The organism is Deltaproteobacteria bacterium (genome assembly GCA_016235345.1).
In the GTDB taxonomy this organism is placed as follows: Bacteria; Desulfobacterota; Desulfobacteria; order Desulfobacterales; family Desulfatibacillaceae; genus JACRLG01.
The window spans coordinates 1-23,490 of the sequence record JACRLG010000010.1; the positions used below are offsets into that span (position 1 = coordinate 1).

Here is a 23,490-nt window from a genome sequence, read left to right on the forward strand (position 1 = left end):
GGGCGCACGGTCCGCTACCTTGGAGTGTCTTATATCACAAACGGGGCAATCGAGTAAAGAGGATGGGGCAAGATGGAGGCAACAGCTTATTTTCGCTTGAAAAACCGCATGAGGCCCTTGCCTTGGGCGCCGGCCTGGGCCTGTTTTTCCAGTATGGGAAGAACTGATTCGCAATTCAGACGCACCATGGAGATCGGGGCCACAAGACCCAGAAGCACGAGGATGAAACCGGTGGGGGCGCGGCGAACGAACAGGCGGCGCATCTCGAAAACCAGGGTGAACTCCTTGGCTTCGGGAAAGGTGTTCAGCAATTGAGGCCAGTCAACGGAGTCAAGGGCCGGGTCAACATTTACGGTAAACTCGCGGAAGGCCACCTTGCCGTCCGACTCCACGAAGAGTACGCCGTAAACGTTTTCCACTCCCAGTATATCCTTGAAAATCTCTTTCATGGCCGTCGTTTCTCAAAAAACAATGGAAGGTCCGGGAAATTTCAAAACATCAGCATCACGTTGACAGTACGTCCACCACCTTGTTCTTGGGACAGCGGGGTTTCAGTGTTACGACGGTAGTCTTGTCGCCGGGGATGAGGATGAGATCGCTTTCCTTTTCGCTGTCGATATAACAGATTCGGAGTTTGCCGGCGGCGAACAGGTTTCCTATGCTTTCGGCCAGGCTCACGAACTCATCCCATCTGCCGTCGTGGATAATGTCCTGAAGCCCGCACTTGTCGCCCAGCTCGCGGTCCAGCTTGTTGCGAACGAAATTTAAGGTGCTGATGGGTTCGACCTTGGCTTCGGCCTCGGCTGCAGGAGTGGGCGGGGCCACCAGATCATCATCGGAAAGGTCTTCAAAACTGCCGAGACTGGCGTCTTCACCGGCTTCGAGGTCGCTGTCGGTGAGGTCCTCCTCGTAGCCGCCCAGTTCCTCCTCCTGGTGGGCCTCGGCTTTTTTGGGCTTGCTTTCCTTGCCGCCTTCGTCCCGGCGGCGCATGGCCTCCAGAAGGACTGCCTGGGCGTTCATGAAAATTTTGGGTTCCTTGGGCGGGCAGCCATTCTGTATTGAAAGGCTTACAGCGTCCCAGGAGAAAATGATGTACGCCGCCTCAGGCCCCGAAAGGTCCCTCACCCTTGCGTCCAGAAGCTCGCCCTGGCGGAAAAAGAGCACCCCCAGGGAATTGGACGGCTCGTCCTCCATGCGGATCACGCAGGAGCGCTCCTCCATCTCGATCATCTGGAGAAACATGCCGGGGCTGACTCCGCGCAGGGTTCCTGCGTCGCCCTCCTTGCGTATGGCTGCGCTGATCTTGCGCCCCAGGTCGGTGAAGTTGAGCGGCTTTTCCAGAAAGGCGGCTGCGCCTTGTTTTTCAGCGAGTTTTTGTATATCGGCGGTTGCGGACTTGGAAGTCACGACGACGGTGATTTCGGGGTGGGCAACGGATACGTGGTCCAGCACGGAAAGGCCCAAGCCGCTTTCGGCGTTTTCGATGTTCACGACCAACACCGAAACTGGCTTTTTTGCCAACTCCTGCCTGGCGTCGGCGTCATCCGTGGCGATCAGGACGCTGAACGTCTCGCCGAATGGCTCCAGCTTTTCAAGGGCCGTGGTAAGAAAGGCTTCGTCTTCGTCAACGATCAGAACGTCGCGTACCATCTGTTTTTCCGTGATGGGGGTTTCCGCGCCCTTTTGATGGTGGGCAGATCCCTTTTTCCCCAATCTACCTGTTCAAAGCCGATTTGTCAAAGGCAACAAAAGGGGAAGATGCAATTGACACAATAAGAACAGGCTGGAAAAGGGCTTTTTCCGAACCGGGCCGTTAAACACGGTCCGCCGCTCTATCGATTTGACGCCGACCCTCCCAGGGAAGGTCCGAGCCATTAGGACCGGGCATCAGGGACTCCAAAAACAAGGCCGTCCGGCGGGAAAACCCGGCCGGACGACCTTTATTCGCGAAACGGGCTTGGATGTGCAAAGCCCGTTTCGTTTGCCTCGCTTACCTGTTTCTGCGGCGCTTCAGGCGGTCTATGGAAAGGCGTATGCTTTCCTGCATACGTATAATGGCGTTGGCCAAGTCTCCGATTTCGTCGTCGGACTTCACCGTAATCTGGGTTTCCATTTCGCCCGTGCTGATCCTGTCGGCGGCGTCGGTGAGGGCCTTCAACTTGCCGGTTATCACCGCGCCGTAGTAGGCGACTATTCCGCCTATGGCCAGTATGGTGATGAACAGGAAGATCAGAATGGCCCACCGGGTGCTGGACACCACGTTTTCGGTCCTGGTTTGGAGGCGCTTGACATCGCGGGTGAACTCGACGATGGGCGTTACGACCATGACTGCGTACTGACCGCCCTCAAGGCCTTCCACCGGCGTGCAGACCATGAAATTTTCGTGGATGTTGCCGTCCTTGTCCGTCCACGAATAGGAGCCGCGCGCAGACTTTCCTGTCGCCACAGCCGAAACGATCTTCCAGTAGTCGTCGAATCCCGCGCCCAGCAACTTTTTCATCTCGGCGGCAAGATCGACGCCGACCAAATCGGGATCGACATGCGCCCACATGCGCCATACGTTGCCTGCATCCGGCAGGGCGTAAAGACAGGTGAAGCCGGTAAGGCCGACCTTCTGAACGGCCAGGAGCTTGAACTCGTGCTCCTTTTCGTTGAAGTCCTCCTTTTTCACGAACTGGTGGTCGGCAAGGTAACGACGCACCTGTATGGCCGCCTGCCTGCTGTACTGGGCCATGAGCTCGCCGGAGATACGGGTCACCATGTCGGTACTGGTGTTTTTGACTATGCTGACCATGCGATTCAACTGCCAAACGTAAAAAATGCCCGCAACGGTCATGAGCACCAGGGGAACGGCAAGAAACAGCACGGCCATCTTGCCCCTGAGCCCCATGCGGCGTCCCATTCCCGCGCTTGGCCTGCTTTCGTCCATGCCGGGGGACGGAGCGGGCGCCGCCTCCGGCGCAATATCCGGGGCCGACGCGGCAGCAGCAGGAGCATCGGAAGCCTCGGTCTGAATGAGATTGCCGCAGGAAGTGCAGAGCGTTATGCCGCCGCTTTCCGCGAGCGCATCAGCATCAATGGTGTTGGTTGTTCCGCACGCCTGGCAAGCGACCTTTAAGGTTTTGCTCTCAGCCATGTCCGAACCCCTTCCCGTAAATGGTTTGAGACGGTTTGCCTGTCCGTCGGTTTTTCGATGATCCTAAAATAATTCAGGCAGCCCTTGGGCTTCGCCCAGGCGGCAAAATCAGAGATAGCCCTTCTGGCGGATGCGGTTGACCATGTTCTGGCGGAACGTGTTTCGCCGGTCATCGCGCTGGATTTCCTGGGATATGTAATCGATGAGCTCGGCGGCCTGGTCAGCCGGGAAATTGTCCAGGCTGTGCCCCAGATCGGCAATGGCGTCTTCTATGACCACCTCGGCGATGGGGCCGATGGCCAGGGCGAGCTCCTTTTCCAGGGCTTCGAGGAAATCGGCCTCAATAACCTTCACCTGCTTCTTGACCGGCAAAACGATCTTGAGCTGAAGAAGCTTGGCGATGATCCTTCGCATCGCCTCAAGGGAGATGCCGGTTTTTTCGGCTATGGTTCCCACGTTCTTGGAACCGTCCAGTTCAACCAGCACTCCGATCATCTGGCCGTCAAGGGAATATTCTCCCAGGCCGCCAGTCATGACCCTTTTAAAAATCATACGGGAGAAGTCACCCGACAAGTCATCCATAATCAATTCCTCATACCCGCCTTGATGACCCGGAAAAAGGCCTGTTTTCAACCGGCTGGGAAAAGCCCCTGATATCCGGGGCGTAAAAGCTCCGTTGTTCAACCGGTTTGATTAAGCCTCACAGGACTTTTAAGGGTTCACCATATTTGATGAGTCCGAGCGAATGCCTTAAAGACGACCAACAAAGGCAAATATCCGCTTGCGCTGCCGGGCGAACGTCCGATAAAAGGCCGCCCGCCCGCATTTTTTGGCTATTCCTCGATGACCAGGGGGTCCAGGCTCACCGGGTTTTCCTCACGTGTCTGGATTACCTTCAGGCCGGGGACTTCGGACACAAGCTCGAAGAAGTCCCATTCACTCTTGGCCTTCTTGGGATTTTTACCGCGTATGATGTAAACCGAGCTGATGCACTGGTGATCCCAGTTGCGCCATTGCTCCTCGCCCTTCAGAAGGGTGAACTTGTGGCCCTTGCCGCCTTCCTGGGCTCCTTCAAGGGCGTGGATTATCTTGTCGTCCGCAAAGGGGTCCTGGGCTCTTTTCACCGCTTCGGCCCACTGGTTTATCGCAACCCAGGCGCAGGCCGCCGAAACTCCGGGCGGACGGTTGTACTTGGCGCGGAAGGCCTCGACGAATTTCTTGGTTCCGGCGAAGGTGTCCTCAAGGGTCCAATCCCAAATCGCGGTGGAAATTACGCCCCTGAAGGCTTTTGCGCCGACTTCGTGGGCCATGTACATATCGACGATGGGCACCACGATCTGCATCTTGCTGTCGAGGCCCATTTCATCGGCCTGTTTCAGAGCGGCCACCTGATCGGCTCCGAAAAGCACCAGGACCAGTATGTCCGGATCAAGCTTCTTGGCCTGCTTGAGCTGCTCGGTATAATCCTTGGTTCCAAGGGGAACCGGGATTGCGTCGTAGGTGTCTGCGCCCTTGATTTCCAGGAACCTGCGCATGGACTCCTCGACCGAGTGACCCCAATTGTAGTCGGCTGTAATGTAAACATAACTCGAGCTCTTGCCGAATTCTTCCACGAGGTAGGGGGCCAGCGCATTGGCTGACATCCAGGCGTTAAGGAACCACCGGAAGGTATGGCGGCGGGCGGTCTGGACGGTGAAGCCGGCGGGCGTGACTGTGTGCCCGGTAGTGTCATTGGCGTGGGTGAGGCCGGTCATGAAAACAACGCCCTGCTTCTGGCATTCGTCGGCTATGGCCACCGCCTCGGCGGAACTGGAACCGCCGGAGATCATGCATGCGTTATGCTCCCAGATCATCTTGAGGGTGTTCTGCTGGGCGAGCTGGGGGTTGTTCTCGGTGTCCATTATGACGGCCTTGACCTTTTTTCCCAGAAGCCCGCCGCCCTTGTTGATCATGTCAACGGCCAGCTCGTAGGCCTTTTTCTGGTCCTCCCCCTGCTCCTTGTAGGGGCCTTTCAGGGGGATGTTGAGGCCGATGACTATTTCATCGGTTTCAGCAGCAATGTCGGCTGCCACAGGCGTTTCCGCGACCGGCTCGGCTCCGGCGGGCAGGACCAGCGCAGGATCAGCCTCAGCCGCAATGGCGGGCTCGGACGCGGGAAGCGCGTCTTCTGAAACACCCCGGGCCGGGGCGAAAAGGATGTAGCCCGAAACGGCCAGTAAAATCAGAATTACCGCCTTGGTGGCCACGGACTTCATTTTGGCACCTCCCTCGAAGGTTGCGGATTGGATGCGTGACGGCTTGGTCGGGCTGGCTCCGCGCCCGCTCTGGGACGACCGAAAACCTTGCCCGTCACAAGCCCTTATGAACGAGGCATGGAAACTGGCACAGCGCGGATCGGACAAAAGTTACCGCATGGAATAATCTTTGACCAAATGGCTATTAAAAAACGTTCGTCTTGTCAAGGCGTTATTTTTACACAACTTTAAGGAAACGTCTCTATTTTTCCACAATCCGCCCCCTTTTTTCAAGACTTTCGAGCGCCCCGTCGACCCAGGCCATAACTTTTTTCACCTGTTCGGAAGCGCCCCTGATTTTCGCAATACTAAGAAATCCTTCCCTTTTTGTCTTGATTTCCATGAGAATGGCGGCGTCTATGGGCTCACCCACCCGGCCCACGCCCCTCACCACCACCTGCAGGAGGTGGAAAAGCCAAGCCATCTGATCCGGCCTTTCAACCATTCCATAAATGGCCGAGTCCGGGTTTCCGTATTCCCAGAGGGCGCTGCGGAGAACCGTCCGGGCAGCAGCCCCGCCCACCAGGGAAAAAAAGATGTAGGCCTCCCTTTCAAGCGTTAGAAGGTAGCCCAAGGGCATGGAATCGTGCCAGGTGTAAGGGTTCAAGGCCGCCGAAAGCTCCTTGTGGACGGAGCGGGTCTTGATGAAAAGATCGTCCATCCTGTCATCCAGAAAGCCTGCCGCAAAATCGGCGCTAGGCCTGTCCAGGCCGTCCTTCACCCGCAGGACCTCTTCCGGGGTCATGCGGATTTCCTTCAAAAGCTCCTTGTTGAACTTGCGCACCAGGATATTGGCCAGTATGAGGGCGTTGCGGTCGGAAAAATAGACCTTCTGGCCATCGGCGAGATATCCTTCCAGCAGAACCTTCAGGGCGTCTTCGGGATTTCTGATGCGATTGGCCAAAAGGGCCAGGGCGTTCAGAAGGGCGATGCGGTCCTCTTTGGCCACGTGCTCCTTCAGGTAATACCACAGGAAACCGAAGACCTTTTTTTCATGGCGGCAAAATGCCGGAATGCTTCTTTCAAAGGCCTGGCGCAGAAAATGGCCGTCGGAATCGAAGCTGCCGGTCAGAAGCCCAACCAGTTCGGTGGCGTCCGTCACGCTGACTCCGAAATCCCTCGCAACAACCTCGTAATCCTTGTCATCGAAAACATCCGCGTGCCTCAAAAGGCTCTTCATTTTCCGGTTGGTGGCGCTCCTTTGCCTGAAAAACAGGACAAGATCGATAAGGCTCCGGTTGACGCACCTCTTTTCCTCGGCACAATCTTCCGCCCGGCCCGCAACGAACTCGCCTTCAACGGAAAGCATGTCGTAGACCTCGTCGGGCGTGTTCGCCAGGAACCGTTCCGCGATGGCCAGTATCCGGTCGTTGAAATCGTGGGGAAGGATGTCGGATGTGGCCGGGTTTTCCTCGGCCTCGGAAAATGCGATGGCGGAAGCGTCCAAAAGTTCGGAGAACAGGCCCAGGCGGTCCGCGAGCTGCCAGGAACTGTCGGCTCCGCCACCTCCTGCGGCCAGGCATCCGAGTATGCGGGCGGACTTGAACGAGGACGGCCCGAAATGGCGCGACACCAGCCGGGCCGCAGCCGCCTTGTATATCCCAAGGTTTTCCGAATCATCAAAGGCCAGGAGCCACCGGACGTGGTTGACTTCGAGGGCCGGCCTTTTCAAAGCGCCCGTAATCTTTCTGAACGCGAAAACGGCCTCGTAGAGGCTGGTGAAATTGAGAAGGGGATCCCTGGCCCCCGCCCTTTTCATCATTTCCGAAAGTCGGTTCACAAGGACCTGGACCTCTCCCCTTCTGAGGCCGTTTGCAACTGCGAGAAGGGTGAAATTGGGGTCCGGTCTTCTGTACTCGTCGTTGATAACCATGGGCGTGAGAGCGCCAGGGGCTGGGTCCGGCCCCGTGCCGGCGTGGCGGGCAATGGCCGCGAAACAGGCGCACAGGGCCCCGCCCGACACCTTCAGCCCGTAAGGATCGTCGGGCGTCCCCCTGGTTTCCTCGCCAAGGTTTAAAACGAGGCTGGTTATGCCTGAGCCAAAAAGGACGATGGCGGCTTTTTCGAATTCGGACGCAAGGGCCGGAGCCGTAGGGCCCAGGCGCTCTTCCAGGACCTTGACGCTTTCTGCGTCCAGGAAAAGCCTGTTCCAGGAAAGCACGTAATCGGTGTTCTGCGAGGCCGGGCCCGCCTTGGCGATCCCACGCCCACGGTGGCGTATGACCAAGCGTCCGCCCGGAAGGCCGTTTTCCGAAAGGCTTTGAATCAGGCCGGCTATCCTTGTGCAGGTCTCAAGCACGGCGTCGGGGTCGTTGGAGCAGGCCCGCCGCATGTAGAGGGCCAGGGTGCTGAACAGCCGGACAAGGGTGAGCCGCTGGGGGTCCAGGCGACCCTCCTGCTCGTGCAGGGTTTCTATGAGACCCGGAATGGAGGAGGATGCGGCCGGGGAGCCTGTTTCAATCTCTCCCAGGTCTTCGAAAAGCGAGTTGATTTTGTCTTCGTAGTTGTCCGAAAAATCCATCGCGCCCCCTGTGACGGCTTTCATAACTTCTTTATGAAAGTTTACCACGTAGCTGCGCCAAATGCAAGAAATCCCTTGGCATTTTCAGGGCGAGGACATTTGGACTCCGACAGCGGACGACTTGGGAACTCGGGCGGACCGGGGGCCTCGTAATCGCTGCTTTAACGGGATGATTTAAGGGGCAGGGTGAAAAAGAAGCGGGCTCCCACAGGGGCTGCGTCCTCAACCCTGATCCGGCCTCCGTGGGCGTCAACGGCCAGTTTGCAGAACGCGAGACCAAGGCCGGTGGAAAAGCTGCGCTCATCCCTTCGGCTTTCAACGCGCACGAACTTGTCAAATATCCTTTCCTTCAGTTCGTCCGGCACGCCTGGACCGTTGTCCTTAATGAAAAAGGCGATTTCACTGGCCGAAGGATATAGAAAGCCGGCCTCCACCCGGTCGCCCGGCGGGGAGTAACGTATTGCATTAGTTAGCAGGTTGGCCAGGACCCGGCGCAAAAGGGCCTTGTCCGCAGCAAGGGTTCCGACTCCGGCGCTGGCGAAGGGCTGGAAGGTGAAAACGATGTCCTTGACCCAGGCCAGGGCCGCCAAACCGGACAGGACCTCCTTCAAAAACGGACCGGGCGCTATAGGCTCCGGCTTGAGAGGAAGTTTTCCCTCCTCCAGCTGGACCACGTCCAGGAGGTTGGAAACCATCTGGGACAGCCCGCCGCATGCGGCCTGGGCGGCCCTCACCACCGTCTGGTTCTCGCCCCTCACCCCCTCGGACAGGATTCCGTGCAGGCACGTAAGCTCGGAGATGGGGCCTTTCAGGTCGTGAACCAGCATGTTGAAAAGGTCTTCCTTTACCCTTTCGAACTCCTTCAGCTTTTTGTTCTTCTCCCTAAGGTCGCGTTCGCGCTTGCGCAAAAGGTCGGCCATGCGCTCCATCTCAAGGGCGGTTATGAAGCGGGCGCACAACTCTATGGCGAGCTTTCTTTCGGCCTCGCTCAGGTGATCGTCGTTCTTTTTTTCGGTGATGTTCAAAACCCCGATCACGCGGTTTTTGATCATGAGCGGCACGGAAAAAAAGGCCCGCTTGGTGTAGCGCGCCTCTTTGAGCGAGACATCGGCGGGGTTTTCCTCGTCAACGTAAAGAGGGGCCTTGTTTTTCACAACCCAGGCGGACGGGCTCTGGGAGTTCAGGGGGACCAGCACCCCCACTATCTCCGGGCGGGTGGACGCCCTTACCGCCAGATGCGCCCTGCCCTGCCTCATCATGATGGAAGCCTTGTCCACGTTAAGCGAGCGCACAATCTCTTTCAGCACAAGGTTCAGGCGCTTGTCCCAGGAGAGCTTGGTGTTGCGGCAGTGGCTGCTGAGAGCCGCAAGGGTGTCCAGAATGGTTGCGGGTGTTTCCATTGGGCAGTAAGCCTTTGGGCGGAGATTTCACTTTTTCTGCAAAAACAATAATGGCCTCACCGGCTGGCGACCTTTACAAAAAAACGAGGGGAACGGCTGTCCGAGGCGCAGATCAGTATAAACCCTTGGAGAGGAATCTCAAGAATTATGTTCGTATTAAGCAGAGCATGGTTCTTTTCCTTTTTCATGGAAAGCCCGATGCGGGAAGAAGCGCCCCGGTCTTCCACCTCCACTATTTTCTGTAAAGCGGAGAATGGAAATAAATTGCGCTCCCGGTAATAACAGGCTGCCCTAAAACGCAAATCGCTTTGTCAGGCGTCACGGAAAAGTTGGTCACGTACAAAAGAGTACGCTCCCTCCTTTTCCGCTCGCCTTCCTTGCGCTTCATCGTTTTTCATCAGCCTGTATGATTGGAGCTTTTCAACAGGCGGTAAAAATAATGGCCGGTTTTGATGATTCGGGATGAAACAGAACGAATCGCGCGGAAACCGAAATTGACGAAGGCCGGGGGCCGCCGGTTGAACAGGAAAAGCCCTTACCGGAATTTTGAGGGATGTCAGCGGGAGCCGGAGATTGAATCAAGATGCGATTTCAGGTTCTTCTTGCTCTTTTTCAGGCCCAGCTTGTTGCGAAGGCTGTCCCTGTGGAATTCCACCGCCCTTTTGGAAACCTTGAGGAGCTTGGCGATGTCGCGGCTTGTAGCCCCGGTTCTCACCAGGTTGGCGACTTCAAGCTCCCTGGGAGTGAGCGACACTTTGCCTGAAACGAGCCTTTCCATGAACGGGGCCACGATTTCGTTAAGGTTGTCCTCAATCACGTTGATGAACACCAGAAGTTCCGGTTCCCTTACAACTTCCCTCATCCGCCTCACGTAGGGCAGCACGAAATCCCCCACGTTGTCCACTATCCGCTTTTCCGCGTTCTTCCGGTCCTCCTTCATCTGGACGACAATTCGGTGCAGGGCCTCGTTGGTCTCGGACAGTTCCTGGCTCTTCACCGAAAGCTCGACCTGGGTCCGCCTGAGCTGGCGTTCTATTTCGCGCCGTTCGGATATGTCAGTGTGAATGCCGATCAGGCCCTCGATGTTTCCCTTGATGTCTTTTATGGCGTCGGCCCGCAGGGAAACGGGGAAGACCCGACCGCAACAGGCCTTCATCTCGATTTCGCCGCACCAGGACCGGCCGCTCATAATGTTGTCGAAGACCTGCCTGAAGGTGTCGCCATCGTTGTAAATAGCCCTGGGGCCGCCGGCGGACATCAGTTCCTCGGCGGTGTATCCGAACATTTCGGCAAAGGCGGGATTCTGAAAATAATGAACGCCATTGGGGTCTGATATGCCTATGGCTTCGCTGGAGCTTACGAAGCCCTTCAGCACGGGCAGGGTCAAATCGTCGCCGTCTGCAAAATGGGCCAAAAATCTGACCGACATTTCCTCGGTTTTGATCCTCGCCCATTTTTCCGCTTCAAGACCCTGGCCGTTTTTCGCAGCATCCACGAGGGACTCGAACAAAAGATTTTTAAAGACCCCATAATTTGGGTTCTGTCCCATAAAACAACCTCCATTTTCTACAGCCGTGCGGCTGGCTCCGGGGCCGCCGTCCGATATTTATATATCATATAATACAAATACAACACTTTGCAAATCAAATCATGCGTGAGTCTGCCCCTGCCCGAACAATTCCGGATGCGGCCTTGGCGGAATGTTCGTAAGCCCGGAAACATGGGCCTGATTCCCTCCCGGACCGGACCGCTTTTCGGGTGGAAGCAACGGCTTGTCCGGGATAAAAAGGCCAGCGAACACTCTTTGGAGGCGTTTACGCGGAACAATTTAAGAAATAGCATGAATGCGTAGGATTTTTCAAGAGAGATGATAAATAATTCTGTAAAAAACAGCTAGGGTATTTCCCAGTAATTTCACAACCCGCCCGGCGGCAAGGCCCGGAAAAGGACGCCTGGGCCGTTACGGCCCATTTTTGCAGGAGGTGTTTACGGCGTTCCGACTCTCATCAACGCTCGCCCGGTTGGTGCCTTCCCTCTTGCTTTGATACATCAGGCTGTCCACGCGCCTCAAAAGCGAATCGGGGCTGTCGTCGGCCAGGGCCAGGGTGGCCCCGATGGAGGCGGTCACCCCCACCGTGACGCGCCCTCCGTCGCCGGAGGCGATAACCCTGCATTGCTCCATGAGGCGGCGTATCTTGTCGGCTATGCGAAAAAGATTGTCCCCGTTGGTATTTTGGAGAACCACCAGGAATTCATCGCCTCCCCAGCGGCTCACGAAATCCGAAGAGCGAACATTGGCGGAAATGGTTTTCGCCACCGCCTTCAAAACCAGATCCCCGGTTTCGTGGCCGTAGGTGTCGTTGACCTCCTTGAATCGGTCCACGTCGCAAAAAAGAACCCCGAAGGGCCAGCCGTAACGCTTGAGCTCGTTGAGCCTGGCATCCAGGCGGGCCGTGGCGGCAAGGCGGTTGGCTATGCGGGTGACCGGATCCATGAGGGCCATTTTTTCCAGAAGCCGTGACTTTTCACGCTCCCGTTCTATGGGGCTCATGTCCTGAAATGCTTCCATCACGCCGCAGATTTTCCCTGATTGATCCTTTACCGGTATGAATTTGGCCCAGGCCGGGGCCATGTGCCCTTCCTTGTGCCTGTAGGAAACCGGCATCTGCCTGATTTCACCGTCCTCCATGCTCAACTGGGCGGGGCAGCCGCCGGTTTCGCAAAGGCTGTGCCCCCACTTGTCCACGTAATTGATGATGTTTTCGCAGCAGGTCCTTCCGACGACGTCTTCGGCGCTGTACCCGGTCAGACTGGCCGTGGCCGCGCTCCAGTACGTGATGACCCTCTGGCTGTCCACGAAATAGACTCCCTCGAAAAGGTTGTCCAGGATGTCGCGTTTAAAGGCGGATTCGTCCAGCATGGCTCCTCCGAAAGCGGATGGTGTCGATGGCGCGCCCAAAAGCCCAAGAGCCGACAGCGGCATGGGAGAGCGGCCCTCAATCCATAATCACGGTTTTGTGCAAGGCTCTTACAACAGGATTGCGCAATTTTCAAGAAGGCTCTTATGCATGCGGGAAGAAGGAAAGGAAATTCGATTCTCGGTGGATGCTGGTCTAATCTCCCTGCCCGGAAGCCCAGAGCGCCACCTCGTCCAGTATTCCGTCAATGCCAGTTTCGGCGCGGAAACCCAGGAGTTCGCGGGCCTTGGCCATATCCGCCGCCCGAAGCCTCACCTCCGCCGCAAGGGTGGGACCGGACTCGATCTGCATGGTTCTTCCGGGCGCGAGCCTTTGCCACAGCATCCCTGCCAGCTCCATGATGGAAACGGCCTGATCCGACGACAGGTTGAAGGCATGGCCCGATGCTTCAAGACGCTCCATCGCGAGCCGGATTCCCAGGGCCAAATCCCGCCCGTGGATGAAGGAGCGCACCTGGCTCCCGTCGCCCAAGATGTGAAGCGGGTTCCGGCCTCCCAGAATCTTTTGCGCAAGCTGGGGGATTACGTGGGTGCTGCGGCTGGCCGAGCGGGCGTAACGCTCTTCGGCGTCATCCGGCCTCATGGACGCGACGACGCCGGCAACGTTGAAGGGGCGCACGATGGTGTAATCGAGGCCGTATTGCATAAAGGCGCTTTTTGCGTAGAATTCCGCGCACAACTTCTGAAGGCCGTAGGATGTTCCGGGCGCGGGGCAGGTTTCCGCCTGGCTTTCGGGGGTGGGTATGACCTGGGCGTTCTCGTAAACCGCGCTGGAGCTTATGAGCACCACGCGCTTTAGGGGATTCTCGCTTTGGACGGCGATGGCGGCGTCAAAGGCGGCCTTGGTGATCCGCTCGTTTTCGGCCAGTATGTCGTAGGGCCTCTGGGAAAGAAAGGGCACACCTCCGGTAAGTGCCGCGTTTATTATGAAATATTCGCATTCACTCAATAAGGACTTGAGCAGTTTTCTGTCCCCCGCGTCTCCGAAAACGAACCTGTAGCCCGGATGAGTGCCGAAGGCCGGGACGCCTGGGCCGTACTTGGAAAAATTGTCCAGGCCGACAACGCTGTAGCCGCGCGACAGAAGTTCTGCGGAAACGAAGGCCCCGACATATCCTTCAGAGCCGGTGACGAGTACCTTCATGAGGGAATTTTTCTCAATGACTTTGACTGCATGAAACGCGCTTCTCCGAAGGGTCCGGCCAGATCCGCCCACAGGGGCTTTCAAATGCCCGGCCCGATATATGCCAATATCGGTTTTTTCACAAGCCGGAACCTTTCTTCGCAGGCGGCTGGCCGTTTCTCCGCAGAAGGCGCACCGTCATGGAGCCTTCTGGATCGGGGCTCCACGACCTTAGCGGAAAATCTATCCTTCGCGTCCATACCGGGCTGTAGCCTTCGCGGCCTTCCATGAGACGCCCGAAAAAGGCGCACTGGACGGCGTACCCCGGATTTTTCCGGTATTTGCAGAAGTTTTTCAGGTAGGAATCCAGGACAAGGATATATTGCGGACGCCTTTCCATAACGGTTTTCGACGGACTTTGCGCCGCGTACCTCTGGTGAACCGCAAGGCCGCTGTTGGTGAGCAGCAATACATCGTCCCGGCCAAGGGGACGGCCCTGGCCTGAAAGCCTGAAAGCCTCGGCCAGGCCCTCGGCCTGGGCCTTTATGGTCTCGTTTATGCCCATTGCCGCCGCCGGATACTGGTAAAAGGAGACGGCCACCACAAGGGCCATTCCGACAAAAGCCGCGACCATGCCAGTTTTTCCGAAACCCTCCCATATCCGCTTCCAGAAAAACACGCATCCGATGGAAATTACCGGTATGGCAGGAGTGAAGAGCCAGGCGGGGCGGATCAGGGTGACCCAGAGGGCCGCCAGGAGGTAGCAGGCTGAAGCGATTCCCCAAAGGGCCAGCACCCTTTTCGGGGCCGCAGAAAACATGAGGCCGACAAGCGCGGCCAGATAGTTGAGCGGTCCGGCTGCAAAGGGAAGGATGAGGCAAAGGCCGTAGCTGAACCTGCCGTAGGGAAAGGCGAAAAGCTCATCCACACCCCGAAAGGCCGAGGGGGCGTTCTCGAAATAGATGTCGATCTTGAATCTCTGGGCGCTGTATGCGGAAAGGTCGAAAATCCCCGGCCACATAAGGGCCGTGGAGGCCAGGGCGGCCAGAATGAAAATTCCCGTGGCGGAGAGGCTCCTCCTGAAATCGATCCTGTCCCGCGCCAACCAGAGGGCGGCGGCCCAGACCAGCACCGGAAAGGGGTTGAACTTTACCGCTACGGTAAGCCCGGCGCAGACCCCCAATAGGGCGTGCCACCTGATTTGTTGGGGATCATCCGCCAGCCTTCCGCCGAAAAACAGGGACGCGCATATGCCCAGAAGCAGCAGGGACTCTGTTTTGACGAAAATCGCCGAAAAAAACACCCCGGGGCTGAGAGCGAAAACCAGGGCGGCAAGAAAGGCCCAGGGCCGGGAAAGAAAGTTTCTGGATGCCAGGAAAAAGATGGCGATGTTTAATCCGTATAAGGCGAGGTTTATCGCGCGGGACACAACCCAGGGCGCGATAATGGGGTCTTTCGGAAGAAAGGGTGTGAAGATACTTGAGAAAAATGAAAAAAACAGGTGGGGAAAGCCGGGGTAAATGCCAGCCGAAGACGGCAGGCCCCTAGAGACGCTCCACTCCGGGCCGAAAATCACGTCTGCCTCATCGGGTTGCAAAGGCAGGGCGTTTATGGTGAAACGGAAGGCCAGATAGAGGGCCAGGGCAATTAGGCCCAGTAGGGCCGCCCATGTGAGGTATTTTCCGTGTGATTGCGGCACAGCATTTGGTTCTGCAATTTCCGGCACCTTGCCTCTTCCCTGGGATATCTTATCAACGGGCGAGGCCCGTAACATTGAGGATGGCTCCTCAAAATCGTCACGCAGCGATTCCGGTGGCCCTCATCATTCCGTCGGCGTCGCGCTTCCATTCACGATTCGAGTGAACGAGCCTTCCCTCCTTGAAGACCGCCGAAGGCTGCCTCGTGGCCGCCATGTCATCAAGCGGATTTTGGTTCAGGGCCACGATGTCGGCGCACTTGCCATCCTCGAGCGTTCCAAGGCGATCCTCCACACCCAGAATCTTCGCGTTGTTGATGGTGGCGCAGGCAAGAACCTCCGCCGGGGAAAAGCCTATCCTTTGCAGCATCTCCATCTCACGGTAAAGGCTGCCGAAATACGAGAAGGGGAGCCCAGCGTCCATGCCCACGCCTATCAGAACCCCGGCATCACGCATTTTGCGAAGGTTCCTGACTCCCGTGATGGCGGTTCCGAAAAAGGCGTCGGGCCTGGCCAGATAGACCTTTTTTGCGGGCATGTCGCTCCATGCGTATCGCTTGTAATCGGAAAGGCGGGCCATGTTTTGGGCGTGGATGACCGGGTCGCACTGGTATTCGGGAACTTCGCGCAGATACTCGCGCCGGAACAGAAGCTCCTTTTGCACGATCTCGACGTTATACTCAGGCGGCAGGACGTTGTACGCCTCCTCGATGAGGTAGGACTCGCCAAGGCTTATGGTGGGGACGACCGCCGTCTTTCTCCTGGCGATGTTCAACACCTGCCTGTCGGTCAGGACGGTATCGGAAACTATGTGTTCCAGGCTGTGGACGGGCCAGGAAGCCATGCGCTCCAGGCCCCACCCGGTGAGGCAGTGGCAGACAACCGGCATGTTCCGGTTTTCGGCGAAACCGAAAATGGCCTTTAAGTCATCGTCCGGATAGACCGGAATCTCGCCCTTGCCGCACAGAAGCGACTCCCTGTCAACGGTGAGCTTCACGAAATGCGCGTCGGTGGAGTTATTCGAAAGGGCGTAATCGCGCTCCTTTTTACCGCTGTAGTTGGTCATCGCCATGCCCATGTGGTAGGCAGTTATCCCGGCGAAAACGTTGACGTCCGTGGGTGGTATGTCCGGGTGCCCCCCGGCGACGTTCAAAATGGAGTTGCAGAAAACGATGCGCGGGCCGTTAAGTGCCCCTGATTCGATTTCCCTTATGAATTCGTGAAGGAGCCCCGGAAAGGCCCCCACGTCCCTTAAGGTAGTGACGCCGCTTGCGATGGACGCCTCGTACTGGCGGCGAAGCTGCCTGTAGTGGCGCCAGGCTTCCACGCTTTTTATGCCGTAGGCCGCCGACATGGTGGAATGGCAGTGCGCGTCCATGAGGCCGGGAATCAGATACGCGCCTTCGGCGTCAAAAACGGTGAGCATGTCCGTGGGCTTGGGGGCCGGGCCGAAATCCACCGAGACTATGCGCCCCTTCTCGATAAAAAGGGAGGCGTTTTCCAGAACCCTGCCCTTTACGACGTCCACCACGCGCCCGTTGATGATTGCAAGGGCCTTTCCCTTGGCAGACCGGGGCATGGCGTTTTTCGGGCCGCAGCCCGTCATTTCGGGAAAAGCCGCAAAAAAACCCGCAGCCACGCAAAGTTCAAGAAAGCGTCTTCTGTTCATTAAGTTGTTCCATCCGCTATAGGAAAGCCCGCGTCCTCATCTCCCCGCAAGTCCGGTTGCCCAGCACCTTCCGGGCTTTTCAGGATCGCAGTTATAAAAAGGCGCGCTTCTTCATCTCCCGATAATGGGTGAAAATTTCCTCAAGGCTGCGTCTCGGCTTGAACCCGAAGGTGCGCGCGAATTTCCCGCCGTCTATAATGGTGGGATACTTGAAGTAGTTGATGAGGTAGCTGGGAAAGGACTTCCACCTGAAGGTCCGGCTGATTATGCGCGGAAGGGCCGGGGGAATGGACGGCATGGCCACCCCCTTTATCCCGCACCGGGCCAGAACGTCCTTGTAGGCCACCCAGTCTTCGGGGGCTATGTTGTAGACGCCGGGAACCTTTTTTTCGTAGGCCAGCACTATGGCCTCTGCTGCGTCCTTCACGTGGATGAACTGCATGACCGGGTTGAATCCCCACAGCACCGGAACAACCTTCCTGGACAGGAGGCGGCCTATGTTGTTGCGCACCCCTGGGCCCGCTATATTACAGGGCCGAAGGATCGCCATGTGAAGGCCAGGATACTTGTACATGTAGATGTTGGAGAGGTTTTCCAGCTCCACGGAATCGATGAGGTCAAGGGTCAGGTCCGAGGCCTTCAGGGGGGTGTCCTCGTTCAGAAGGGCCGGGTTGTACGCGTTGGCCCCGTAAACGAAAAAGGATGAAAGGACGATAACCTGGTCCACCTTGTACTTTACGCACAGGTCGAAGAGCTTCTGGGTTCCGATGACGTTTCCGTTGTAGCGCAGAAACCCGCCCTGGGGGTTGGTCCCTATGCGTCCCAGATGGATGACGGCCTTTATGTCGTGCTTGCGGAAGATGTCTTCAAGGCCGCGCTTCAAAAAATCAACCTTGTAGCTGGGGATGTCGTCCCCGATCTCAACCGCCCGCCGAAAGTCGACGGCCACGATCCTGTATTTTTCGTGGAGCCTGGAAATGGTTTCCTGGGCAAGGACTCCTGCGGCCCCGGTGACCAGAATCTCGCCCTTGGGTTTTTCCGGCACACACTTGACGGCAGCAGCTTCCTGGTTCGCTTCGGATTTTTTCTTGCGCGGCATCAGAAAACTCCTTTTCTCTGGCTGAGTCCTTTTTCGATCAGTTTCCGAATGGCGTCCTTGACCATCTCCACCCTCTGGGTCACGCCCTCCTCGGAATCTATGTCGCCGGAAAATATCATGGGTTCGCCGAAGTTAAGAATGACCTTGGCCGGCAAGGGGAAGGGAACCGTGACAGGAACGTAGGGCACGGCCAGAAGATCGGCCAAAGGCTTGATATTGGCAAGGGATGGCATGGTTTCCTCGCAGCCCACTACTCCCACTGGCACTATGGGCGCGTGTTCGGTCATGGCGATGTGCATGAAGCCGTTGCCGAAGCGCTGGAGTTGGTAACGTTTCTTGTAGAGCTTGCCGCTGCCGCGCACGCCTTCCGGAAACACGATGACCGCCTCTTCGCGCCGGATCATCCGGACGCAGTTCACCGGGTCACCGATAACGCCGCCCACCTCGTTCAGAAGATTTCCCAAAAAGGGAACCGTGGGGAAAAAACGCTCGATCATGGCCCTGGCGGCCCTGGGTCCGCCGGGGTTGGTGGCCACGGCGGTGCCGATCAGCGCGCCGTCAAAGGGAATCTGGCCGCTGTGATTGGCGATGATTAGCACCCGGCCCTTGGGCGGTACGTGCTCCAGGCCGTAGGCCTCCACCCTGAAATAGTGGTCGTAGATTTTCTTGAAAAGGCCCAGGCCGATCATGGCGCTGTCCCAGTTGAAGCCCCAGGGGTCGTAGCCGAAGGACCCGACGTCCTTGGGAATTTTCTGGAGAATGTCCTCCACGTCGGGCGTGACCAACAGCTTTTTCAGCAAAGTCCTGATTTTCATGGGCATCCTCTTGAAAAGGGAATGGGACGGCATGAAGAAACTGGAAACTTGAAAGGATCGGATGAAGTATCCATATAACATAGTCGGAAGGCGGGGAAAACCCCAATCGCGGATTTTTTTGACTCAGGCCCCAGGCGAGTCAGTCTTTGATATTTTTTTTCACGTCAGGTATGGTTTCCGGCCTGCCTTTCACCATGTAGCGGCTTTCGCCATTGCGGGCAGTCACGTTTTCGTAAACCCCGTCATCGCGTTTTACCAGCTTGGTGAAGCCCAAGTCCCGAAGCTCGGTGTCGCCCTTGGGGCGGTTGATGTTGGGGCGGGCCATGATGCGCCTCACCGGGCCTTCGCACTTGGGGCACTCGGTTATGGGGTCCGCGCTCATGGGCTGGGGAAAATCGAAAATCTCCCCGAAGGCGCAGGGCTCTTCAAGATGCTCGTAGGTGTAGATGGGCATGTCTGGCAATCCCCGGATTCAATGGACAAGCAACATTTATGAGGAAATAATTCATCCGCTTGAATTTTTTGTCAAGGGTATCCTGAAAAATGCCCGGAACAACGGCGGGTTACCAAAGTTTTACGCCAAGCGCCTTGACTATCCAGGCAATTGGGCTAAAGTCGGTTTCACGGCCCCTGAGGCCATACCCGAACCTCCGAAATTTTTCTCCGCCCGTTTTCCACTGATGCAAGGTGCGCCTCCCCCGAAATGCTTCACGCACTTTTTTTTAAAAGCTCCGGGCCATGATTTTCCACATTCAGGAACGAAAGAATCATTACATGAAAAGGCTGTTGCTTGTTCTGCCCCGAAACGACCGAGGCTACTGGGGCAAGGTGTCCGCTTCGGGAAAAACCGGTTTCGTGCGCTTGAGCCTTCCCGTGCTGGCCGCTCTCACCCCGTCCGGCTGGGACGTTGAAATACTTGATTCCAGGGAGCGGCCGGTTGACTTTAACGCCAGGCCCGATCTCGTGGGGATCACCGCCTTCACCGCCGAAGCTCCCAGCGCATACGAGATCGCCGACCGTTTCCGGGCAAAAGGCGTGCCGGTGGTTCTTGGCGGCATACACGTCTCCTTCATGACTGAGGAAGCCCTTCAACACGCAGACAGCGTGGTAAAAGGCGAGGCTGAAAACGTATGGAGGCAGGTTCTGGCCGACTGTGAAAAGGGGGAGATGAAACCCGTCTACCAGTCGGATAAAACCGTTGAAATGAAGAACATGCCTGCGGCCCGGCGCGACCTTTTAACCCGCAGCATGTACGTATCCTGTTTCAACACCATCCAGGCGAGCCGGGGCTGTCCCAACGACTGCAGCTTCTGCGCGGTGACGGAGTTTTTCGGCAACAAGTACCGCACCCGCGACATCCCGGAGATAATCGAGGAGATAAAGGGCTTCGACACCAGGGATTTTTTCTTTGTTGACGACAACATAATAGCCAAGGCCGACTACTCAAAAGAGCTTTTCACGAGGCTGATCCCTCTCAAAAAATCCTGGGGCGGGCAGGCCACCATAAAAATTGCGAAAAACCCGGAGCTCCTCTCACTTTACTCCAAAAGCGGCGGAAAATACGTTTTCATCGGCTTTGAGAGCCTTAGCGGCCAGAACCTCAAAAGCATGAAAAAATCGTGGAACACGCCTGAAAAATATAAGGAAGCCATAAAAATAATCCACGACGCCGGGGTCAACATACTGGGCAGCTTCATCTTCGGGCTTGATAACGATGGGCCGGACGTTTTCAAAAAGACCGTTGATTTCATAATGGAAAGCGGCATCGACGCAGCCCAGTTCAACATCCTCACCCCTTTTCCGGGCACAAGGCTTTACGGAGAGATGGACCGGGCGGGCAGGATAACGGACAGGGACTGGTCGAAATACCACACGGGCGAGGTGATAATAACCCCCCAAAACATGACCGCAGACCAGTTGCAGCAAGGCTATTTCTGGGCCTTCCGCGAAATATATTCGGCGAAAAACATCGCTAAAAGATGTTTGAGGCTTCACGGGAATCTGGCTTACCGCATAGGCATGAATGTCAGTTACCGCAAAAAGGCCATGAGGATGCCCAAGGCTTCCATGCCCGTATAAGGGCCTCTGATTCAACTGCTCAAAAACGCGCGAAGCAGTCCCGGACGCCGGTCGTAAAACACAACATCCTGGACTGCTTCATGTTTTTTTAAAAACTTGAACCTTTGATTCAATTTCCTTACCTGGCCGACAACACCTCGTTCAAAACGCTGATTTCCGGCGCGCCCTCCAGAACCCCCAGGACCTTTCCCATGAACTCGTTGAAATGCGGGGTTTCCGAGTGGGCCTTAAAAGCGGCCTTGTCAGCATAGCGCTCCATGAAAACCAGGGTGTCCGGGGATTTTTTATCAATGCTCAAAGTGTAGAAAAGCGTGCCTTCCTCTTTGGCGACACCCGCCATCAGGGCTTTCACATCTTCCATAATTTCTTGGGCCTTGCCCTCTTTCAGGGGAATTTTTGCGATAACCGATATCATGGCTTTCCTTCCTTTTCCTTTCAGGATGTCAACGGTTTGTTCGTCCGGGGTCAGGATTTTTGGCAGCTTACTTCGCGGCCCCCGCCGGGTCAAGAAATTCTGCGGACAGGGTGTCAAAGGCGCTGAGGTCTCATGCACTTGCAGAGGTCCGGCAAGCCTAAAGAAAAAGCCCCCTACCTGCCTGGCACTGGCTGGTAGGGGGCTGCGCCGGGGGGAGGCGCTATGTGGAGCAGGATTTCTCCTGCGGGGGTATGGCGTTTTAAAGAAGCGGTTTTGGCTTTTGCCTTCAATCTCCTTGACTGTCGGACAGTTTTACCTCCTGCCCGATATCATCAAATGCAAAATGTTTGCCAATCCGTGTTTCAGAATCGGGTACGGGCTTGGCCCTTCTTTTCCGACCGGCTTTAGGCATTTCCCGAAAACCGTCGGCTTCTTCGCGTCAATCAATTTTACGATCCGCCAAAAAACGAGTGTTTCAGGCGTGAAAGCCCCTGCCGACTCCGCTGCCGTTGTTTTTTAAAGTTGATTCGAGTTCAGCCACCCTTTTTGACAGCTTTTCATTTTCGGAAATTATGTTTTCGATCTCGTCCCGCGTGGTCAGGTTCATCATGGTGAGAACCTCGCTCACCCTTTGATCGATTTTCTCGCTCATCCAGGTTTTCATATTGCCCACAAAGCTGATGAGATCGGTCTTGACCTTGAATCCGTCGGATTCGGACAACTCGTTGTTGCGAACCATCTTGCCAATTATCCGGTCAAGCTCGCCCTCGGCCATTGAAAAGGCGCTCTGCCACAAAGAGGCGTAACGCTTGGCGTAGGCTATGGTTCCCTGCACGGTGCCCTGCCCCTTTTGGAGAAGCTGCATCAGGACATTGGGCGGCACGCCCTTTTCGCGGGCAAGAAGCTGGGATATGGTGGTGGAGGTGATGTCTTCGCCCGTTTTGGAATCCACGATGTAAACATCCTCCCCCGACGAAACCAGTTCGGACACGCGGGAAAGCGAAATGTACTTTTTGTCCGTGGTATCGTAGAGTTTGCGGTTGCTGTACTTTTTTATTCTTCTCATGGATGATCCTCTGGGCTTGGCCGCTTTGTGCTTATGAGAGGGCGCGGAAAACAGCGGCTTCCCGCGCCCCCCGAAAAGGAAAAGGCTATTTCTTTTCCTTCTTCTTGATTATGCCTTCCAGCTTTGAGTTGAAGACCGTCATGGCGTCAACCAGCTTCTGGATGTCCTTCTTGGTGGGCAGGTTCACCTTGGATGAAACCGTTGCCACGCCCTGCTCAACCGCGCTCTGGATGCTCTCCAGGGCGGAAAGGTTCTTCACGAACTTCCGGCCTGTTTCGGTAAGGCTTCCCACCGTCATCATGGTGATGTTGCCGAGGTCCTGGGCAAGATCGGTTCCGTACTCCATGCCCTTCTTGAACTTTTCGTTGTAGCGCTTCATCACTGACTGGGTGTCGCCGGCGGCCTTCATTACAACCGTGGTGACCATGAATTCGGCCTTTTTGGCGGGCTCGCCCATCTTCTTGATCAGGTTCTCTGCAACGTTCTTGCCGCCTTCGCTCTCCGCGATCCTGTTGGTAAGGGTGGAGACAAGGGGAATTTTCTCCATTAAGGTGCGCCCGTCCACCACGAAGCTCCCAAGGGCCTCCACCGTGCCCTTGCCCACGTCCTCGATGAATCCGGTGGCTGTTTCAACGGCCTTCTTGATGTTCTCGTTGTACTCGGAAAGCGCCGCGTTGCAGTTGTCGGCCATTTTCTGAATGGTGCGGATGATGTAATATTCGGTGTCGGCATTTGCAGAATCATCACCGGCAGCAGCAGACTTGGCGGGCTTTGACGCCTTCCCGCCTTCGGCCTTCGCCTTTGGCGCGGCTTTCGCAACTGGCTTTTCGGCCTTGGCAGCCGGAGCCTTGGGAGCCGCCGCCTTTTTTGCCGGCGCCTTTACTGCGGCGGCCTTTTCGGCAGGAGCCTTTTTCGACTTTGGCTTAGTGACGGGCTTTTCCTTGGATTCCACAGTGGATTCGGGTTTTTCCCCGGCCTTTGCCTCTTTTCCCTTTTCTGCCATGCCCCCCTCCTTTGGTAGGTTGTGAACGGATAATCACCAAATTTGTTACACAATACTGTATGACGCGATGCGTCAATCTGTCAACAATTTTTTTTCGGGTTTTTTGGAAGGCGAAATATTTCGGATTCAGGATAATTTTTTTGGCGAGTTACGTTGATCCAGCCGATCACCGAATTTTTGTGAAAGACGAGGTTGTT

19 protein-coding genes are annotated in these 23,490 nt (G+C 56.4%); 1 reads left to right on the plus strand and 18 read right to left on the minus strand.

The window, feature by feature from the left end; translation table 11 throughout:
- Positions 1-86: 86 nt before the first annotated feature.
- From HZB23_04820 to HZB23_04890, 15 genes are all read right to left on the minus strand, one after another.
- The gene (locus HZB23_04820) at positions 87-449 is read right to left on the minus strand and encodes a hypothetical protein (protein ID MBI5843977.1); all 363 of its coding nucleotides are present in this window, start codon (positions 447-449) and stop codon (positions 87-89) included.
- 55 nt (positions 450-504) lie between these two features.
- Complete coding sequence (locus tag HZB23_04825) at positions 505-1,650, minus strand: DUF4388 domain-containing protein (protein MBI5843978.1); 1,146 nt, start codon at positions 1,648-1,650, stop codon at positions 505-507.
- Positions 1,651-1,990: 340 nt separating this feature from the next.
- Positions 1,991-3,136: a HAMP domain-containing protein gene (locus tag HZB23_04830; protein ID MBI5843979.1), complete on the minus strand. Its 1,146-nt coding sequence runs from the start codon at positions 3,134-3,136 to the stop codon at positions 1,991-1,993.
- A 108-nt stretch (positions 3,137-3,244) separates the two neighbouring features.
- Complete coding sequence (locus tag HZB23_04835) at positions 3,245-3,718, minus strand: hypothetical protein (protein ID MBI5843980.1); 474 nt, start codon at positions 3,716-3,718, stop codon at positions 3,245-3,247.
- 251 nt (positions 3,719-3,969) lie between these two features.
- Complete coding sequence (locus HZB23_04840) at positions 3,970-5,391, minus strand: ABC transporter substrate-binding protein (GenBank protein ID MBI5843981.1); 1,422 nt, start codon at positions 5,389-5,391, stop codon at positions 3,970-3,972.
- A 241-nt stretch (positions 5,392-5,632) separates the two neighbouring features.
- A complete protein-coding gene (locus tag HZB23_04845; protein ID MBI5843982.1) occupies positions 5,633-7,951 on the minus strand; it encodes a hypothetical protein in 2,319 nt (772 codons plus the stop codon).
- A gap of 161 nt (positions 7,952-8,112) precedes the next feature.
- Positions 8,113-9,351, minus strand: a complete 1,239-nt coding sequence (locus HZB23_04850) for a GAF domain-containing sensor histidine kinase (protein MBI5843983.1) — start codon at positions 9,349-9,351, stop codon at positions 8,113-8,115.
- A gap of 556 nt (positions 9,352-9,907) precedes the next feature.
- The gene (locus tag HZB23_04855; protein MBI5843984.1) at positions 9,908-10,900 is read right to left on the minus strand and encodes a PAS domain S-box protein; all 993 of its coding nucleotides are present in this window, start codon (positions 10,898-10,900) and stop codon (positions 9,908-9,910) included.
- Between the two features lie 411 nt (positions 10,901-11,311).
- Positions 11,312-12,271, minus strand: coding sequence for a diguanylate cyclase (locus tag HZB23_04860; GenBank protein MBI5843985.1), 960 nt, complete (start codon positions 12,269-12,271; stop codon positions 11,312-11,314).
- 193 nt (positions 12,272-12,464) lie between these two features.
- A complete protein-coding gene (locus HZB23_04865) occupies positions 12,465-13,472 on the minus strand; it encodes an NAD(P)-dependent oxidoreductase (GenBank protein ID MBI5843986.1) in 1,008 nt (335 codons plus the stop codon).
- Between the two features lie 118 nt (positions 13,473-13,590).
- Positions 13,591-15,177 carry a glycosyltransferase family 39 protein gene (locus HZB23_04870; protein MBI5843987.1) on the minus strand — a complete coding sequence of 529 codons (1,587 nt, stop codon included), beginning with the start codon at positions 15,175-15,177 and terminating at the stop codon, positions 13,591-13,593.
- Positions 15,178-15,247: 70 nt separating this feature from the next.
- Positions 15,248-16,816: an amidohydrolase family protein gene (locus HZB23_04875; protein MBI5843988.1), complete on the minus strand. Its 1,569-nt coding sequence runs from the start codon at positions 16,814-16,816 to the stop codon at positions 15,248-15,250.
- Between the two features lie 91 nt (positions 16,817-16,907).
- Complete coding sequence (locus HZB23_04880; protein MBI5843989.1) at positions 16,908-17,915, minus strand: SDR family oxidoreductase; 1,008 nt, start codon at positions 17,913-17,915, stop codon at positions 16,908-16,910.
- Positions 17,915-18,730, minus strand: a complete 816-nt coding sequence (locus HZB23_04885; protein ID MBI5843990.1) for an acyltransferase family protein — start codon at positions 18,728-18,730, stop codon at positions 17,915-17,917. The genes HZB23_04880 and HZB23_04885 overlap by 1 nt, the downstream gene beginning before the upstream one ends.
- Before the next feature lie 139 nt (positions 18,731-18,869).
- Complete coding sequence (locus tag HZB23_04890; GenBank protein MBI5843991.1) at positions 18,870-19,184, minus strand: zinc ribbon domain-containing protein; 315 nt, start codon at positions 19,182-19,184, stop codon at positions 18,870-18,872.
- A 320-nt stretch (positions 19,185-19,504) separates the two neighbouring features.
- Here HZB23_04890 and HZB23_04895 point away from each other — a divergent pair, with 320 nt between their 5' ends.
- Positions 19,505-20,809 (plus strand): B12-binding domain-containing radical SAM protein, encoded by a 1,305-nt coding sequence (locus HZB23_04895; GenBank protein MBI5843992.1) that lies wholly within the window; start codon positions 19,505-19,507, stop codon positions 20,807-20,809.
- Positions 20,810-20,927: 118 nt separating this feature from the next.
- On the opposite strand, the gene HZB23_04900 is transcribed toward HZB23_04895, so the two are convergent.
- The 3 genes from HZB23_04900 to HZB23_04910 form a co-directional block, all read right to left on the minus strand.
- Complete coding sequence (locus HZB23_04900; GenBank protein ID MBI5843993.1) at positions 20,928-21,224, minus strand: antibiotic biosynthesis monooxygenase; 297 nt, start codon at positions 21,222-21,224, stop codon at positions 20,928-20,930.
- Between the two features lie 475 nt (positions 21,225-21,699).
- Complete coding sequence (locus HZB23_04905) at positions 21,700-22,290, minus strand: hypothetical protein (GenBank protein ID MBI5843994.1); 591 nt, start codon at positions 22,288-22,290, stop codon at positions 21,700-21,702.
- Between the two features lie 85 nt (positions 22,291-22,375).
- Positions 22,376-23,293, minus strand: a complete 918-nt coding sequence (locus tag HZB23_04910; GenBank protein MBI5843995.1) for a hypothetical protein — start codon at positions 23,291-23,293, stop codon at positions 22,376-22,378.
- Positions 23,294-23,490 lie beyond the last annotated feature (197 nt).